Origin of the sequence: Streptomyces rapamycinicus NRRL 5491, from assembly GCF_024298965.1 — a bacterium.
GTDB lineage: Bacteria > Actinomycetota > Actinomycetes > Streptomycetales > Streptomycetaceae > Streptomyces > Streptomyces rapamycinicus.
The window spans coordinates 10,421,973-10,437,746 of record NZ_CP085193.1 but is presented as its reverse complement, the minus strand read 5'-3'; the positions used below and the strand labels follow the sequence as shown (position 1 = coordinate 10,437,746).

The following is a 15,774-nucleotide window of genomic DNA, read 5'->3' as shown; positions in this document are numbered from 1 at the left end:
GTACAGGTAGTTGCGGGCGCGGCCATCACCGGGCCCACGCCGCTGAGGTGGGGTATCGGCTGCGCCGCCGAGTAGCCCTGGGTCAGCAGGAAGGCGCCGTCGCCGCGCTCCGCGTTTCGTTGCGCGTCGGCCCGCATCCGGACCGCTGAAGGAGATCGCCCGGCGGGCCGGGGTGAGCCACGGAACGCTCTACAACCTCTTCGGCACCCGCGAGGCGCTCATCGACGAGGTGGTGACCGACTTGGCGGCGGAGCGCCTCGAGGAGATCGCCGAAGGGGCTCTGTCGTGCGAGGACGCCTGGGAGGGGTTCGCGTACTACATCGAGCAGCTCTGCCGGATGCAGGCCGTCGATCCGGCGCTGGCCCGGGCCACCCCCCGCACGGCCCCTGCCGCCTGGCGCCGCAATATCGCCTTCCTCCTCGACGGGCTGCGCACCGAGGCCGTCCGCCGGCCACTCCCCGTCGGCCCGCTCACCCCGGATGAGGTCCACGAGGTGATGGAGAACCTCACGGGCAAGCGATAGCCGGGCCGGTCCTCCCGGTCGTCCTCCGCGTCACGCCCGCAAGCAGCCGAGGACCGCCAGCACCCTGCGATGTGCCTCCTCCGCCGGAGGAAGGTCCAGCTTGGTGAGGATGCTGCCGATGTGCTTTCCCACGGCCGCCTCGGCCCCTGGACGGCCATCGGCGCGGCCGTGGCCGCGTGCGCGGCACTCGCCGTGGTGTCGTCGCTCCCGCCGCGTTCGCCCTGCGCCACCGGGCGGCGGCACTGGCGGGCCTGCGGGACTGACCACGTCAGCCCGTGTCACCCCCCACGTCAGCCCAGAAAGCTCAGCCGCACCTGGCGGTCGGGGTTGTCCTGGTTGGTGTCGACCAGGCACACCGACTGCCAGGTGCCCAGCGCCAGCCTGCCGCCGATGACCGGGATGGTGGCGTGCGGGGGTACGAAGGCGGGGAGTACGTGGTCGCGGCCGTGGCCGGGGCTGCCGTGGCGGTGGCGCCAGCGGTCGTCGGCGGGGAGGAGGTCGCGTAGGGCGGAGAGCAGATCGGTGTCGCTGCCGGCGCCCGTCTCCAGGATGGCGATCCCGGCCGTGGCATGCGGGACGAAGACGTTGAGCAGGCCGTCGCCGCCGTCCGCCACCTCGCGCAGGTACGACTCGCAGTCGGCGGTGAGGTCGGCGACGGTCTCGGTGGATCCGGTGGTGACGCTGATGGTGTGGGTACGGAATGTGCTCATGGAACCATCCTGATACGCCGACGCGTAAAACTCCCGCAACAAAGGTCCGAGGGGCAAGACACCGTTGACCGGTTCTGGACGTCCTCGCTAGCTTCGAGGTCATGTCTACGTCAGCCCTGCTCACCACGCGCGGTCATATCGACCTGCTGCGGGTGGCGTCCGCCGCGTGTCCCGGCCTCCGCTGACCTTTCTCCCCCCTCCCTCGCCTCTCCTCCCCCTCGCCTCGGTCCCGTTCCGCCGTACCGTGCTGATCGTCGTGTCGTACGGCGGGTACGGCCCTGTACCGGCATCGAGGCGTACCCCCTTGTGGAGCCCCCATGTCCCCGGTTCTCGAACCGGTCGTGCCGCTCTCCGCGCGCCGCCGCACCGTGCCGCGATGGCTGCGCCGTACGACCGGACCCCTTCTGCTGCTGGTGCTCTGGCAGGTGTCCAGCGCCACCGGTGTGCTGCCCTCCGACACCCTGGCCTCCCCCGGCACCATCGCCGACACCGCCTCCGGCCTGCTCGAGGACGGCACCCTCCCGCACGCCATGCTGGTGTCCGTACAGCGGGTGCTGATCGGGCTGGCGCTCGGCGGTGTCATCGGTGTCTCGCTCGCGCTGGTCTCCGGGCTGTCCCGGCTCGGTGAGGATCTCGTCGACGCGAGCTGAACGTCTACGCGAGCATCCGCGGTGTGGACGCCCAGCTCATCGAGGCCGGGAACTCGCTCGGGCTCGGCCGCTGGGGGCTGATCCGCCATGTGGTGCTGCCCGGGGCGCTCCCCGGCGCGATGACCGGGCTGCGCTACTCCCTCGCCACCGCCTGGCTGGCGCTCGTCTTCGGCGAGACCATCAACGCCGATGACGGGATCGGCTTTCTGCTCAATCGCGCGCGGGAGTTCTTCCAGACCGATGTGATCGTGGTCTGCCTGATCGTCTACGCCGCCCTCGGCCTGCTCGCCGATTTCATCGTCCGCACTCTGGAGGAGAGGCTGCTGCTGCAGTGACTCCACCCACGCGTAACCGCGCGGGCTTCCTGGACCGCCGGCTAAGCAGCGTCGCAGAGGGCCAGCCCGGCCCTGTCGAGGACGTTCGTCGCTCCGACGTGGTCCGCGTGCGCGGTGAAGCCGCACGCCGTGCATGCGAACTTCGCTTGGGTGACGCGGTTCTCCTTCGCGACATGCCCGCAGCCTCCGAGGCCGGGCGGGCACGTACGGGAGGTGTTGCGCGCGTCCACCGCGACCACGAGGCGACCGGCACTCTCAGCCTTGTTCGCCAGGATCGTCAGGAACTGCGCCCAACCCGCGTCGAGGATGCTGCGGTTCAAGCCCGCCTTGGCCGCGGCCCCATTCGGCAGGAAGGTGCCGGGCGCGTCGGGGTCGGGCTTGGGTTGGGGGGCGCGGGTCATACCCGCCGTGTTCAGCTTCTCGTGGGCGATCACGTCGTGGTCCCGCACGAGGGTGAGCGCGGTCTTGTGCGCGTGGTCCAGGCGCTGGCGCCGGATCCTCGCGTACAGCTTCGCCACGCGGCGGACGGCGGCCCTGTGCGCCTTGGTGCGCCGCCGGGTGCGCTTGGGGAACGTCGCCAGGTGCCGCTGCGCTTCGGCGAGTTCGTCGGCGGCCTGGTCGAGGAAGCGGGGGCGTGCGATGTGTGCGCCGTCGGAGGTGGTCAAAAAGTGCGTGGTACCCATGTCGATCCCGACGACTGCGCCCGTGGCGGGTAGGGGTTCGGCTGGTACGTCGTCGCAGGAGAGGACGGCGTACCAGCGGTTCCCCTCCCGTTTCACCGAGATGGTCTTGACCCGGCCGCGTACGGGCCGGTGTTGGTGGACGCGGACGTGACCGATGCCCTGGAAGCGTATGCGAGTCTGTGGGTCGTGGGGGGTGGAGTCCCAGCGGCACCCGTCCCCGTCCTTGGGGAAGGTCACCGTGTCGAAGTGGCCGACGCCCTTGAACCTGGGGTATCCCGGCTTCTGACCGGCCTTGACGCGGCGGAAGAACGCTTGGAACGCCTTGTCCAGGCGGCGCAGGGTGGCCTGCTGGGAGGAGAACGACCAGCGGCCTTGACGCTCGGGGTCGAACGCCCGGATCTCCTTGAGCTGGGCCGACTGATCGCCGTACTTGATACTCGTCCTGGAGGCGTGCCGGTAGGCATCGCGGCGTTCCTGCAGGGCTCCGTTGTACAGCGAGCAGTGATCCCGCAGCATCTCGCCCAGCGCGACCGTCTGACGGGCCGTAGGGCGCAGCAGGAACTTGTACGCACGCAACAAAGCGCAGCCCGCCCCCCTCACCCGTTTCCCCAGGTCAACGCAGATATGGTCACTCTACCGGCCATCACCGACAACGCAGTGGACTCCGCCGCTTCGCGGCTCCAGCCCGCCGATGCCCTGGCCTCCTTCAGCCGCGGCAAGGTGGACGCCTGGGCCGTCTGGGACCCGTACACCTCCCAGGCGCTGCGCCAGTCGGACGCGCGGGTCCTCACCACCGGCCAGGGAGTGGTCAACGGCCTCAACTTCCAGGTGGCCAACCCCTCCTCCCTCGAGGACGAGAAGAAGGTCAAGGTCATCAAGGACTATCTCGGGCGGCTGCGCCGGGCCCAGGACTGGGTCTACAAGCACCCCGAGGAGTGGGCCGAGGTGTGGGGCAAGGAGACCGGGCTGCCGTACCAGGTGGCGCTGGACTCGGTGAAGCGGACCAACGGCACCCGGGTGTACGTCGCCGTCGACAAGCCCGCCGTCGCCTCGGAGCAGGAGATCGCGGACACCTTCGCGAAGCTGAAGCTCACCCCGCGCCGCTATCAGTTCGCCGACTATGTCGACACCCGTTTCAACGGCGGTCTGCCGCCCTCGACCTCGGCACCGCGCACCTACGGAAAGGGATCCTGAGGACGCCCCTTTTCGGGAGCGCCGCATCGGGTAAGCGCGTGGAAACCGCCAACCACGCGATACACATCCGATGAAACGAGGTGAGCGTCATGCACACCGCCACGGCCCAGCGGACGGCTGCCACGCCGTCCGCGGTGCGGGAGACCCTGGAATGCCGCCCCGAAGCCGCCGCGCACGCACGACATCTCACCAGCACCTTTCTGGAAGGCCTGCGTCCGGCGCCCGATCAGGGCGCCGCCGACGCGGTGATGCTGGTCGTCTCGGAGCTGGTCACCAATGCCGTACGGCACTCGGGCGGCCGGTTCTGCTCGCTGCGCGTGTCGGCCGACGCTGACGCCGTCACCATCGCCGTCGGCGATGCCAGCCGGGTACCGCCGCGCCGGCGCACTCCGGATGTGCGCGGCGAGAGTGGCGGGTTCGGCTGGCCGATGATCAGCGGCCTGGCCACGGCCACGACCGTCCGCGAGGAGCCGGGGGGCAAGACCGTGACCGCGGTCATCGCCCGAAGAGGACGGGTGTCGGGGCGTGTCACCGCCGCCCCGGCACCGAGTTGACCCTCTCCGTGGCCTCGCGTGACGTCATCGCCCCCTGCCCCGTCCCGTTCTAGCCCGTCCCCGTGCCCGTCCGCGCGCGGTCGACGGCCACGGCGATCCCGTCGAGGACGCGTTCGAGGCCGAAGACGAAGTCATGGTCGGTCGCCGGATCGTCGTACGCCCCGTCGGGCGCCGCCTCGAACAGGCCCGACGAGAACAACAGCGCCACCTGCGGAAAGCGGTCCGGGGTGATGAGCCGCGCCAGGGTCCTGCCGTAGGCCCGCTCGGTCTCCTCCTGGCTCAGTCCTGTTTCGCTCCTGCCCTGCGCGTGTTCCTGGGACAGCAGGGAGGCGTGCCGCACATAGCCGCTGAGCAGGGTCAGACTGCCGACCTTCGCGGCCCAGTCCAGCTCCGTGCCGCTCAGCGCGCTCAGGCCCGCCTCCATCCAGGCGATCTCATGAGGCCCCGTCGGCGGCCCCGCGACGGGGAGGCGGGGGAGCCAGGGGCGGTCGTGGTGGACCAGCCGCTGGGCGACGGTCCACTGCCGTAGCCCCTCGCGCCACCGGTCCGGCGCGGTCTCGACCTCGGGCGGAGAGCCGAGCGCCAGGTCCCGCATGAGGACGAGGAGCTCGTCCTTGGATCCCACATGGCGGTAGAGGGACATCGGGGAGACGCCCAGCTCTTTCGCGATCTTCGGCAGCGTCGCGCCCGCCAGCCCGTCGTGGTCCGCCAGTTCCACCCCCGTCCGCACCACGCGCTCGGTGTCGAGCGCGGCGGGCCGGCCGAGGCCCGAGGCCGGGACCGGGAGCCTCCACAGCCGGGCCAGCTCGGCGGGCGCCTCCTCCTGCTCGGCCGACATGGCGCTTCTCCTTCTCGTACCTCGGTTGCTCACCAGGTACATCATGGCCTACCGCTACTTAGTATCTGCCATATAGATTATGACTTATACTAAGCCCGGATGCCGAGGGCCCGCCCATGCCCCTTGCCCGCTGGGCCCTCATGTCAGGACGGAGAGAGATCCAGGTGACAGCCATAACGCAGTCCCATGCCCCGGGCCCCGCACGGGGCCCCGTCCGCCGGAGCGAACGGGCCCTGGCCCCCGATCTGGCGCGGGGCACCATGCTGCTGTTCATCGCGCTCGCGAACGCCGCGGTGGCCACCTTCGGCAACCAGCCGGGCGCCGAGGCGTCGCCACACGGCTGGGAACGCCCGTTCAACCTCGCCATGTTCGTCTTCGTGCACGCCCGCGCCTATCCGATGTTCGCCGTGATGTTCGGCTACGGGCTGGTGCAGCTCACCCGCAGACAGGACGCGGAGGGCTCCGGGCCCGGCGCGGCCCGCTCGGTGCTGCTGAAGCGCAACGCATGGCTCATCGCCTTCGGCCTCGTCCATGCCGCACTGCTCAACTTCGGTGATTTCCTGGGGGCTTACGGCATCGTCGGCATCGCCTTCACCCTGCTGCTCCTGCGCCGGGGCGAACGTGTGCACCGCGTCGTGCTGTGGCTGTGGGGGTGCACGGTGGTGTACGCCGCCGCCCTGGCGGCCGTGGCCGGGTACCGCGCCACGCACGGCGGCCCGGGGTCCGCCGCCGTGCCGACGGACGATGTCGACTCACTCACGGCCCCCGACTACCTCACCTCCGTGGCCGACCGGCTCGGCGAGTGGCCGATCCACACACTGACCGCGCTGGGGATCGTCGTGATCGTCTGGCTGGGTGCGTGGGCCGCGCGGCGCGGCATCCTGGAGGACCCGGCCCGCCACCGGCGGCTGCTGGTCCGCACCGCTGTGGTCGGGCTCGGCACGGCCTTCGCGGGCGGGGTGCCGATCGGCCTGGTCAGCGGCGGATTCGTGCACGTCGACGACGCCACCGCGGACGCGTTCCTGAGCCTGTACGAAGTGAGCGGCCAGTTCGGCGGCCCGGGATATGTGGCGCTCTTCGGGCTCCTCGCCCTGCGCCTGTCGAAGGCCCGCTCCACCTCGCGGCGGAGGCTCCCCGCGGAGGCGCTGGCGGCGCTCGGCCAGCGGTCGCTGAGCGGCTATCTGTTCCAGTCCCTCGCGTGGGTGGTACTGCTCTCCCCCTTCGCGCTCGCGCTCGGAGAGCGGACCGGCAGCCCGACGCTCACCGCCTGCCTGAGCGCCGTCCTGGTCTGGCTCGCCACGGTGACCGGGGCCCATCTCCTGCAGCGCCGTTCGCTTCCGGGGCCCGCCGAAAAGCTGCTGCGCAGACTTACCTACGGCCCCCGGTAGCCGAGCGCCACGCGCATCGCGCACACGGCGACGCCGAAGGCCGGCCGCCCCAGAGGCGACCGGCCTTCGGTGTTCAACCGCGGATGTTCGAACCGTCCGCGTTCACCCGCCCGCGTTCAGCCGCCGATGTTCACATCGATGCAGGCGTAGAAGGCGTTGGCGGTGTCCGCGATGTTCCAGACCGCGAGAACCTTCTGCTTGCCCTTCAGGCCGCCGAAGTCCACCTGATGGGTGACGGTCTCGCCCGGCTGCGCCCCGCCGTCGTTGACCTCCGCGACCTTCTGGCCACCCACGAAGTACTGCCAGGTGTTGGTCGCGTGCCGCGCGGTCAGTTTCCAGGTGAAGTCGGCCTTGGACGGGATGGGCGTGACCGCCCAGCCCTTGTTGTCGTCGTCGAGTTCGCCGAACTTCGCATTGCCGCCGCTGCAGCTCGTCAGCCCCTTGGGGCCTTCGACGCTCTGCGGTTCGTACTTGATGTCGCCGCAGGCCACGGTCCCGGCCGCGCACTGGGCCTGGCGGCTCGGCGGGGTGGAGATGTAGCCGTGCGCGCTGGCCTCGCTCGCGGGGAGACTCAGAGCGATCATGGGGGCTATCCCCGCGCCGACGACAACCGCCAACTTTCGTTTCATGTTCATGCCAACTCCTTCACGGCGAGGCCCCACGCCAGACGGGAAGTCCTTGCCGAAGGTGGGGATGTGGGGGGATGTGGGGGGTGGCTGCACGGAACGCTTCATGGGCCGCAAGGGGCGGCCGTGACTCAGCGCCGCACTAGGTCTAGACCATACCGTCTGTCCGTTCACGGTCAAGACATGTGACGGAAGTGGTCTGGTCCACTGTCGTCCCCGCACATGTCACCGCCCCGGCCCGGAAATCCGGGCCGGGGCGCGCGACAGTCGGTACGGCGGGCGGTCAGACCGAGAGGGCCGTCAGCCGCCGCCGGTCGTGGGGAGAGGAACGGCGGTCCAGCCGCTCCTCCAGGCGGTCCCGGGCCGCCTCGCACCGGCCCGCGGACACCAGCGCGTACAGCAGTGCCTCCTCCACGACCTCGCGCTGTGCGGCACTGCCGCCCACGCCGGGGAGCCGTGGCAGCAGGCGCTCCAATCCGCGTGCCGCGTCGGCCCAGCGCTCTTCCAGGATGTCCTCGAACGCCGCGCACAGCGGAGCGATGACACGTCGCTGCACCTCGTCGGCGCGCAGGGCGTGGACCCGCAGCCGCCGCAGTCCCGGCAGGTCGTCCGCGGCGGTGAGGGCGATGGCGGAGTGCAGGGCGACGAACGCGGTGGCCGGACGCTCCAGGACGTCGGCGGGCGCCGTGTCCAGCACATCGCCGATCGGGAACGGGCCCTGCCACGCGCCCGCCAGCCGGGCGCGCCACAGCAGGGAGCCGGAGTCGACCAGGGCGCGTACCCCGTACACCTTCCCCGGCGACAACTGCTCGGCCCACCGGCGGCGGACCGCCGCGGTGTCCTCGAGGGCGAGTTCGTGCAGGGCGGCGTGCCAGGAGAAGTGGGCGCGGTGTGTTCCGCCGCGGCCCCGGTGGGCCAGCCATCGCTGAAGTCGCTCACGGCCCGCCCGGTGGTCGCCGGACTCGTAGTGCACATGGGCGAGGGCGTGCATGGCGTGGCCGGAGGCGGGTTCGTCGGCCAGGGCCCGCTCGGCCAGGACTCCGGCCTCGTCGTAACGCCCCTGCTCCTGGCGCACGAAGGCGAGCAGGGAGGTGTGGAACCAGCCTTCCCCGTGCGCCGGGGCGGTGTGCTCGACCACGCGGAGCGCGGTGCTGCCGTCGAGGTCGCGCAGACCGGAGAAGGCGATGGTGGGCACGGCGACGGCGAGCGCCAGCGCGTCACCCGGGTACTCCTCCAGGTGGCGCAGCAGGGCGGCGTCACCGTCCGCGGGCGGGTGCAGGACGCGCCGGGAGACGACGTCCACGAGGGAGCGTTCGTGGTCGTCGGCGCGCTCGCGCACCGCGCGCCGGGCGTCGGCCAGGGCACGGGAGACATCCACATCGGCCCCGCACTCATGGCCGATGAGCGCGAGCGCGGCGTGGCCGAGGGCGAATCCGGGGTCGAGCGCCACGGAGCGGCGGAGCGCCTGCGCGGCCCCGGTCCGGACCTTCAGCAGCCGGTCCACGCCGAGGCGGTAGGCGGTGGCGGCGGCCGCGTGGGTGCTGAGGGGGAAGCCCGAGGTGTCCGTGGGCCGACGCGTCCGGCGCCGGGCGGGGCCGCCGGTGGCGGGGGCCGCGGGGGCCGTCCACGGGTCGAGGACGGCCGCGGCGACGGTGGCGGCCTGTGCCCGGATCTCCGGGATGGCGGTGGTCTCCCACAACTCGCCACGGCGGGGCGCGCCGAGGGTCCACAGGGGGCGTGCGGTGCCGCCGTCCGCGCCACACAGCCGTCCGTGGTCGGTGGCGACGCCCATGCTCAGCGGGCCGGGCAGCGCGGCGCCCTGGTCGAGCAGGCTCCGCCACAGCGGGTCGGCCGTACCGGAGAGCCGCAGACCCGGCCCCGTACAGTCCACCACCCAGCCGACGGGCAGCGTGCGCGGGCCGTCGGCGGTGGTGAGGGACACGGTCAGGGAGCCGTCCGGCCGGGCCGTGGCGGAGCCGAGCCGCCCCTGGTAGGTCCGCATCCGCCGGGTGCGGCGCATGCGCCCGACCGCCTCGGCGGTGGCCGGGGGCATGCGGTGGCGGTGGGTGTTCCACAACGAGCCGTCCCGCGCCACGAACTCGGCCCGTTCCGCGGTGGACATCGACGCCCAGATCTCGGCCGTGACCGGGCGCAGCCCGTCCACCGCGGGCCGCCAGTCGCCGTGGTCGCGGATGACGCGGCCGATGTGCCGACGCACCGCGGCCCGCAGCGCGGCCAGGGAAAGGCCGTGCAGTGGGGTCGCGCACGTGGCGGCGGGCAGCGGGTCCACCGCGTGCGCCTGCGGCAGCCTTCCGCCACGGGACACGCTGTGCACCGTGCGGCCGGGGCGGTCGAGCGTCATGGCGATGTCCACCGAGGTCAGCCCGGTGCCGACGAGGAGTACATCCTCCTTCCGCCCGTCCTGGAGGGCGGCGTCCAGGGCGCCCGGCGCCCAGGGGTCGGCGATGAAGCGGTCATTGCCCCGCAGGTCCTCGGGGGCCCACGCGGAGGTGGCGCGGGACGGACCGGTGGCCAGCACCACGCGGTGCGCCTCGACGGTACGGCCGTCGGCGAGTTCCAGCCGGGCCCGCGGTTCCCCGCCGCCGGGGAGGGTGGTCCAGTGGCAGCCGGTGGCCCGGGTGCGCAGCCGGCGGACGGTGACGACGCCCTGGGCGGCCATGATGGCCCGGCCGAGGGTGTCGGCGAGGTAGGCGCCGTAGCGGTAGCGCTCCGCGAAGTCGCCGCTCCGCACGCCCGGTTCACCGTGGTGGCACAGCCATCGTACGAAGTGTCCGGGGTCGTCGGGGTAGCAGCTCATCCTGCCCGCCGGGACATTGAGGCGGTGGCGCGGGTCGAGGGTGGAGTAGGCGATGCCGCGACCGGCCTCCGGGGCGGGGTCGATCAGCAGGAGTTGGAACGGGACACGGCGGCGTGCCGCCGTCTCGCAGAGCTGGATCGCCACCAGCGCGCCGGCGGCCCCCGCCCCCACGACGGCGACGGTCCTCGTACCCGGCCCTGACGTGCTACACGGCTCTGGCGATGACATGTGATACCTCCTGCTTCCCCGGAACCGGTGGCGGAGCGGAACCGATGCCCCGCTCACGCAACCGGTACCGTAGCCATCAAAGTTCACCGATTCAATGAACTTGGTGAACTCATGGCGGAACAACGCGCCGACCTTGACCGCCACCAGGGCGGATGCCCAAGCCGGTGGTATGGGGCCCGGCCCCATGAAACGGACGTGCGTGATAACTTGCGCTGGTGCGGATCACAGCCAAGTCGGACTATGCCGTCCGGGCGATGGCCGAACTGGCGGCCGCGGAGGGCTCGCCCCTGACCGCCGAGCAGGTGGCGACCCGGCAGGACATTCCCCTGCGTTTCCTCTTCGGCATCCTGCGCGAGCTGCGCCTGGCCCATCTGGTGCGCAGTGTGCGGGGACCGGAAGGCGGATATCTGCTGGCGCGCCCGGCGGAGGAGATCACCCTCGCCGACGCGATCCGCGCCATCGACGGCCCGCTGGCCAACGTACGGGACGTGGGCCTCAGCGGTCTGGAGTACCCCGGAGCGGCGGCCGTGCTGCCCGATGTGTGGCGCGCGGTGCGGGCGAGTCTGCGGCAGGTGCTGGAGAAGACCACCTTCGCGGACCTGGCAGCCGGTGAACTGCCCCCGCTGGTCCAGGAGCGGGCGCGCGAATACCTCGACGACGTCCGCCACTACGACACATGACGGGCCGGGGCCGACGACATCGGCTCCCACCAATCCCCCACTCCCGGGTTCGGGTTGGGCGTTCGCCGGGGGTGGTGGAAGAAATCGGTCGCCCGGCGGGCCGCGCGCTGCTAGCTTGCGGCCGTGGATCTCTTCTCACGCTCGTGGACGGCATTGCGCACGGCGGTCGCCGAGCTCCCGGACGAGGACTTCGCACGGCCTTCCGGCTGTGCCGGCTGGCTCGTCCGGGACCTGGTGTGCCACCTGGTCATCGACGCCCAGGACGTCCTGATCACCCTGGTGACCCCCAGCGACGCGGAGCCGACGCGCGACGCGGTGACCTACTGGGAAGTGGCCGACACGCCGCCGACCGGCGACGACCCGCTCGACGCGCTGATCGTCCGGCTGGCCGCCGCGTACGAGGACCCGGGGCTGCTGAAGTTCCACCTCGACGACGTGGGCTCCGCCGCCGGGCGCGCGGCCGGGCTCGCCGACCCGGCCCTCCGGGTCGGCACCCGCGATGTGGTGCTCACCGCGGCCGACTACCTCTCCGCGTACGTCATGGAGTGGACCCTGCACCATCTCGACCTGATCGCCCACGTCCCGGGCGCGGCGGACCCTCCCGCCGAGAGCCTCGCCGGGGCGCGCGAGATGCTGGAGAGGATCGCCGGGGCGGCGTTCCCCGCGTCGTGGTCCGACAGGGACACGCTGCTGGTCGGCACCGGGCGACGGGCCCCGACCGCCGAGGAGCGGGCCGACCTGGGCGACCTGGCCGCGAAGCTCCCGCTCGTCCTCGGATAGCCCTGCGCCCTCCGGCCGGAGGGCTCGGGCCGGGATCAGCGTGTGTCCCGGGCCGCCGGGTTGCCCTGGTGGGTGAAGGCGGCCCAGAAGTGGATGTGGTCGAGGTCGGTGCGGGTGGCCTCGCCGCGGAGTTCGCCGCGGAGGGTGGGCGGGGGCTCGCGGCGCGGGTTGAGCATCCAGAGCTGGGCGGCGCGCAGGGCGTCCACCGGGGCGAGGCCGTGTGCGGTGACGAAGTCGTGGAAGACGGCCATCATCAGGGCCGTCGGCGCGTCGTTCACGGCCCAGCGCGAGCCGATGACATCGGCGGCGCCACGCGCGACCAGGGCGGTGGACAGGGTCAGGGCCTCGTCGTGGTCGCGGGTGCTCAGATCCGTCTCACAGGCGCTGAGCACCACCAACGGGCCCGCCCCGCCCGGCTGTTCGGTAGCGGCGGCGTCCAGGATGCGGGCCACGGTCAGCCGTCCTGCCTCCTCGGGACCGGTCGGCGGGGCGGCGAGCCAGAGTGCCGAGCGCGTGGGGTCCGGACCGGCCAGGGCGTGGCAGCAGATGTGCACAACGGCCGCCGGTGAGCCGCCACCGGGCAGCGCGTCGAGGACGTCCTCGGGTGTCCCCGGCGCGTCGCTGACGTCGGCCGTGGGGAACTCGCCGTAGCGGAGGCCGTCCGGGTAGCAGGCCGTGTGCAGCGCCTCCGCCTCGATCTCGGCCCATACGAGGCTGAGTTCGGGGTCGGCGACCAGGACCTGCCCGGCGGTGGTGGGCAGCCGGTCCCGGGGCGCGGCCCGCAGGAACTCGGCGCCGGAAGGGGCGTAGCTGAGCACCGCTTCCTCGCACGCGTACCGGTGCTCGCGCCCGTTGGTCCCGTACGGGGTGCGGGCCGCGTGCCAGGCGACCGCGCCGAGTGGCCCGCACGGCACCAGCACGATCCTGGGCGGCTGGTGGAGCGGGCCCACGGCGGCCAGGACGGGGCCCATCGCGGCGGGCCAGGCCCAGTCGCACAGCTCGCGCAACGCCGCTTCCCACTGCCCGTCCCACTCCGTCTGACGGCCCGGTTCGGCCGTGGCGCCGGCTGCCCCGGTACGCCGGGCGGTGACGTCGAGGTAGCGCTCCAGTGGCGGGCTGCCGGGGGTCAGCAGCGGCAGCTTCAGGACGGCGGGCTGGGCGCCATCGGCGTCGGTGGCGGTGTCGGGGCGGACGACCAGGGCGAAGCCGGGCATGCCGGGGCGCTGCCCGGGGACGAGGTAGACGAGCGCGTCGGTGCCGGAGGCGGTGAGACCGGCCCTCAGCGCCGGCAGGTCCGGGGGGCCGAGCAGCCGCCAGGCGTCCGCGCCGCTGCCCGCGCCCAGCGCTTCGAGCGCCCTGCGTCGCAGGGTGCCCGGGATCCGCTGCCCGGCGGCCCCGCCCGGCGGCGCGGCCGTGGTGTCGGACTGGGTCATGTCCGTGGCGACCTCGGCGCGCCACTGCCGGGCCAGCTCCGGGTGTCCCCGGGCTTCGAGGAGTTCGGGAATGCCACGGGACGCGGCGGCGGCCCGCAGCACCAGGGCCCGGCCCAGTTCCAGCGCGTTCACCGCGTCGCCCGGGCGGCCGCACACGGTGGTCCAGTAGGCCAGCCAGAGCGCCTGTGCCGATCCGAAGCGGGCCACGGACAGGCCGTCCTCGGAGCCGAGTTGGAGCAGGACGTCGGCGGACACCCTGACCAGCGCCTCGCCCCGGGCGGCCAGGGCGGCCTCGCGGTCCGCGGTGGCGCGCGGACCGCCGCGGTCGCGGCGCAGCCAGTGGGCCTCGGACAGCTGTGTCAGGGCGTCGGCGGTGTGCGGCAGGCCATCGCCCGCGGCGATCAGCTGACGGACCCGGGACAGCTCGCTGATGCACAGGTCGAGCAGATCCGGGTCGTCGAGGTGGCGGGCCGTGTGCAGCAGGGCCCGGCCGAGCTGGTACCGCGCCCGGAGTTCCTGGCGGGGGGAGGGCTGCGGTCCCTCGACGATCCGGTGGACCTCCGCCACGGCCTCGTCGGCGGCGGCCCGGCTGGGCTCGATCATGATCAGCTGGATCAGCGCGGTGGCGCGTACGGCCGGGAAGTACGGTGCGAGCATGGGGGCGAGCCCCCGCGGGTCGGTCTCCACCACCTCCCTCAGATACCGGGCCGCGGCGCGGAGTTGCTCCGGATCCTGGGTACGGGCGGCCTGTTCCTGATGGACCTCGGCGAGAACGCCGGCGAGGGCGAAGCGGTTCTCCTGGTCGGGCGGCAGGATCGCGTACAGACCGGTCAACTCCTCGACCAGGCGCGGCAGCACGGTGGAGTCCCCGCTGCGGCGGGCCAGAGCCAGCTCGTGCTGCGCGGCGAACACCACCGAGGTCAGCGTGTTCAGGGACGGCAGCGCGCCCTCGTCCTCGTATACGGCGCGCAGCTCCCTGGCCATGGTCAGCGCGGCGTCGGCGGCCTGGAGGCTGCCCCCGAGCACCGCCACCTCATGGAGCCGCCCGGCCAGCCCGGCGGCCAGGGAACGGCGGACGGTCGCGGCCCTCTCGCCGTCCCCGGACAATGTGTCGATCATCTCCCGGAGCCGGGCGGCGCTGGTCTCCAGATGTGCCAGATCGCCGGTCTGGGACACCCGTACGGCATCGACCAGAGTGGCCAGCCGCTCCTCCAGGCCGACATACCCCGGGCCGCTGGGACGGTCGTCGGGATCCGCCCCCGGCTCCGCCATGGCCTCGTCGAGTTCGCCGAAATCCATCGTGCCGGGCACCAGGAGGTTAGCCCACACCAGCAGGGCGGCGTGCAGCCTGGCGATGCGGGGCCGTTCGGGCCTGTGCGCCGGCAGCTCCCGCAGGGCCCGCCGGGCCACGTCCGCGCCGCGATGGACGTCCTGGGCCAGCGCCCGGGGGTCGCCCTCGCCCGAGCCGAGCCCGGTCAGCAGCTCGCGCAGCGGGGCGAGGCCCGGCCGGTCCAGGCCCAGGGCCGCCACTTCCGCGTCGGCCTCCCCGGGGGAGTTCGTGGGGTGGTCCACGGCCCGGTAGAGCCATACCAGGAGCTCCGTGAACCGCGGTACGTCGTCCGTGGCCCAGCGCAGCACGCCCTGGACGGCGGCGGTGAGCGCGTCGCCGACGTGGCCACCGCCACCGTCATTGCCACCGCCACCGTCATCGCCACCGCCACCGTCATCGCCATTTCCATCGCCGTGGCATCGTTCCTCGTACACCCCGCGCTCCTCCCCCGTGTCCGTCCCCCGCGCCCGAACCGCGCCCTCACGCGTCCGGCAGCACCCCCGGCCGGAACTTCTCCACGCCGACCACGCGGTGGACATGGTGCGGCTCGATGTAGACCGCCACCCGCACCTCGCCGGGGGCCAGCCAGGGGAACGTCTCCGTGCCCAGGTACTTCCGCGCGAGACGGTCCATCACCCGTACGGCCGGATCGCCCTCGACGAAGCGCACGGCGCTGCCCCGGATCTCCACCCGGTGATACGGGTCCTCGGTGTCCATACAGCACAGCGACACGCGCGGATCACGCCGCAGGTTCTCCTCCTTGATCCGGCCCGCCGAGGTGTTGATCACCACCAGGCCGTCCTCCAGATCGGCCCACATCGGCGTCAACTGCGGCGAACCGTCCGGGTTCAACGTGGCCACCTGCCAGAACCGGGGTTCCCGGAGCCAAGTGCGGGTGATGTCGTCCAGCGTGGCAGCCATGCGGTCTCGCTCCTCTTTCGTAGGCCAAACCGTCAACGAATACCCTGACCACCGGGGTTCCGAACGCCCGGGGTCAGGGAACC

General features: G+C 72.6%; 13 protein-coding genes and 3 pseudogenes. 8 read left to right on the top strand and 8 right to left on the bottom strand.

The window, feature by feature from the left end:
• The first annotated feature begins 145 nt into the window (after positions 1–145).
• Entirely contained in the window at positions 146–523 is a 378-nt protein-coding gene (locus LIV37_RS43360) for a TetR/AcrR family transcriptional regulator (RefSeq protein ID WP_121823826.1), read from the top strand.
• Between the two features lie 30 nt (positions 524–553).
• Here the strand turns inward: LIV37_RS43360 and LIV37_RS43355 are convergent.
• Together LIV37_RS43355 and LIV37_RS43350 are read right to left on the bottom strand one after the other, a co-directional pair.
• A pseudogene (locus LIV37_RS43355) lies at positions 554–667 on the bottom strand (DNA-binding response regulator); the annotation flags it as partial.
• A gap of 146 nt (positions 668–813) precedes the next feature.
• Complete coding sequence (locus tag LIV37_RS43350) at positions 814–1,233, bottom strand: YjbQ family protein (RefSeq protein ID WP_020873410.1); 420 nt, start codon at positions 1,231–1,233, stop codon at positions 814–816.
• A gap of 101 nt (positions 1,234–1,334) precedes the next feature.
• Here LIV37_RS43350 and LIV37_RS52780 point away from each other — a divergent pair, with 101 nt between their 5' ends.
• On the top strand, positions 1,335–1,418 hold the full coding sequence (locus tag LIV37_RS52780; protein ID WP_350203233.1) for a putative leader peptide: 84 nt from the start codon (positions 1,335–1,337) through the stop codon (positions 1,416–1,418).
• Between the two features lie 132 nt (positions 1,419–1,550).
• A pseudogene (locus LIV37_RS43345) lies at positions 1,551–2,218 on the top strand (ABC transporter permease).
• Between the two features lie 41 nt (positions 2,219–2,259).
• Here LIV37_RS43345 and LIV37_RS43340 read toward each other — a convergent pair.
• On the bottom strand, positions 2,260–3,480 hold the full coding sequence (locus LIV37_RS43340) for an RNA-guided endonuclease InsQ/TnpB family protein (protein WP_020873409.1): 1,221 nt from the start codon (positions 3,478–3,480) through the stop codon (positions 2,260–2,262).
• A gap of 96 nt (positions 3,481–3,576) precedes the next feature.
• Here LIV37_RS43340 and LIV37_RS43335 point away from each other — a divergent pair.
• A pseudogene (locus tag LIV37_RS43335) lies at positions 3,577–4,095 on the top strand (type 2 periplasmic-binding domain-containing protein); the annotation flags it as partial.
• An 89-nt stretch (positions 4,096–4,184) separates the two neighbouring features.
• Positions 4,185–4,649, top strand: coding sequence for an ATP-binding protein (locus LIV37_RS43330; protein WP_020873407.1), 465 nt, complete (start codon positions 4,185–4,187; stop codon positions 4,647–4,649).
• A gap of 49 nt (positions 4,650–4,698) precedes the next feature.
• On the opposite strand, the gene LIV37_RS43325 is transcribed toward LIV37_RS43330, so the two are convergent.
• Positions 4,699–5,487 (bottom strand): TetR/AcrR family transcriptional regulator, encoded by a 789-nt coding sequence (locus tag LIV37_RS43325; RefSeq protein ID WP_020873406.1) that lies wholly within the window; start codon positions 5,485–5,487, stop codon positions 4,699–4,701.
• Between the two features lie 164 nt (positions 5,488–5,651).
• Between LIV37_RS43325 and LIV37_RS43320 the strand changes: the two genes are divergently transcribed.
• Positions 5,652–6,875 (top strand): DUF418 domain-containing protein, encoded by a 1,224-nt coding sequence (locus LIV37_RS43320; RefSeq protein ID WP_121823827.1) that lies wholly within the window; start codon positions 5,652–5,654, stop codon positions 6,873–6,875.
• Between the two features lie 116 nt (positions 6,876–6,991).
• On the opposite strand, the gene LIV37_RS43315 is transcribed toward LIV37_RS43320, so the two are convergent.
• A complete protein-coding gene (locus LIV37_RS43315) occupies positions 6,992–7,510 on the bottom strand; it encodes a lytic polysaccharide monooxygenase auxiliary activity family 9 protein (protein ID WP_121823828.1) in 519 nt (172 codons plus the stop codon).
• A gap of 274 nt (positions 7,511–7,784) precedes the next feature.
• Positions 7,785–10,547 (bottom strand): FAD/NAD(P)-binding protein, encoded by a 2,763-nt coding sequence (locus LIV37_RS43310; RefSeq protein WP_121823829.1) that lies wholly within the window; start codon positions 10,545–10,547, stop codon positions 7,785–7,787.
• A gap of 215 nt (positions 10,548–10,762) precedes the next feature.
• Between LIV37_RS43310 and LIV37_RS43305 the strand changes: the two genes are divergently transcribed.
• Both LIV37_RS43305 and LIV37_RS43300 read left to right on the top strand, forming a co-directional pair.
• Entirely contained in the window at positions 10,763–11,227 is a 465-nt protein-coding gene (locus LIV37_RS43305) for an RrF2 family transcriptional regulator (RefSeq protein ID WP_020873402.1), read from the top strand.
• A 123-nt stretch (positions 11,228–11,350) separates the two neighbouring features.
• The gene (locus LIV37_RS43300; protein ID WP_121823830.1) at positions 11,351–12,007 is read left to right on the top strand and encodes a maleylpyruvate isomerase N-terminal domain-containing protein; all 657 of its coding nucleotides are present in this window, start codon (positions 11,351–11,353) and stop codon (positions 12,005–12,007) included.
• A gap of 35 nt (positions 12,008–12,042) precedes the next feature.
• Here LIV37_RS43300 and LIV37_RS51910 read toward each other — a convergent pair whose 3' ends face one another.
• On the bottom strand, positions 12,043–15,204 hold the full coding sequence (locus LIV37_RS51910) for a CHAT domain-containing protein (protein WP_020873400.1): 3,162 nt from the start codon (positions 15,202–15,204) through the stop codon (positions 12,043–12,045).
• Positions 15,205–15,250: 46 nt separating this feature from the next.
• Positions 15,251–15,691 carry a PPOX class F420-dependent oxidoreductase gene (locus LIV37_RS43285; protein WP_020873399.1) on the bottom strand — a complete coding sequence of 147 codons (441 nt, stop codon included), beginning with the start codon at positions 15,689–15,691 and terminating at the stop codon, positions 15,251–15,253.
• Positions 15,692–15,774 lie beyond the last annotated feature (83 nt).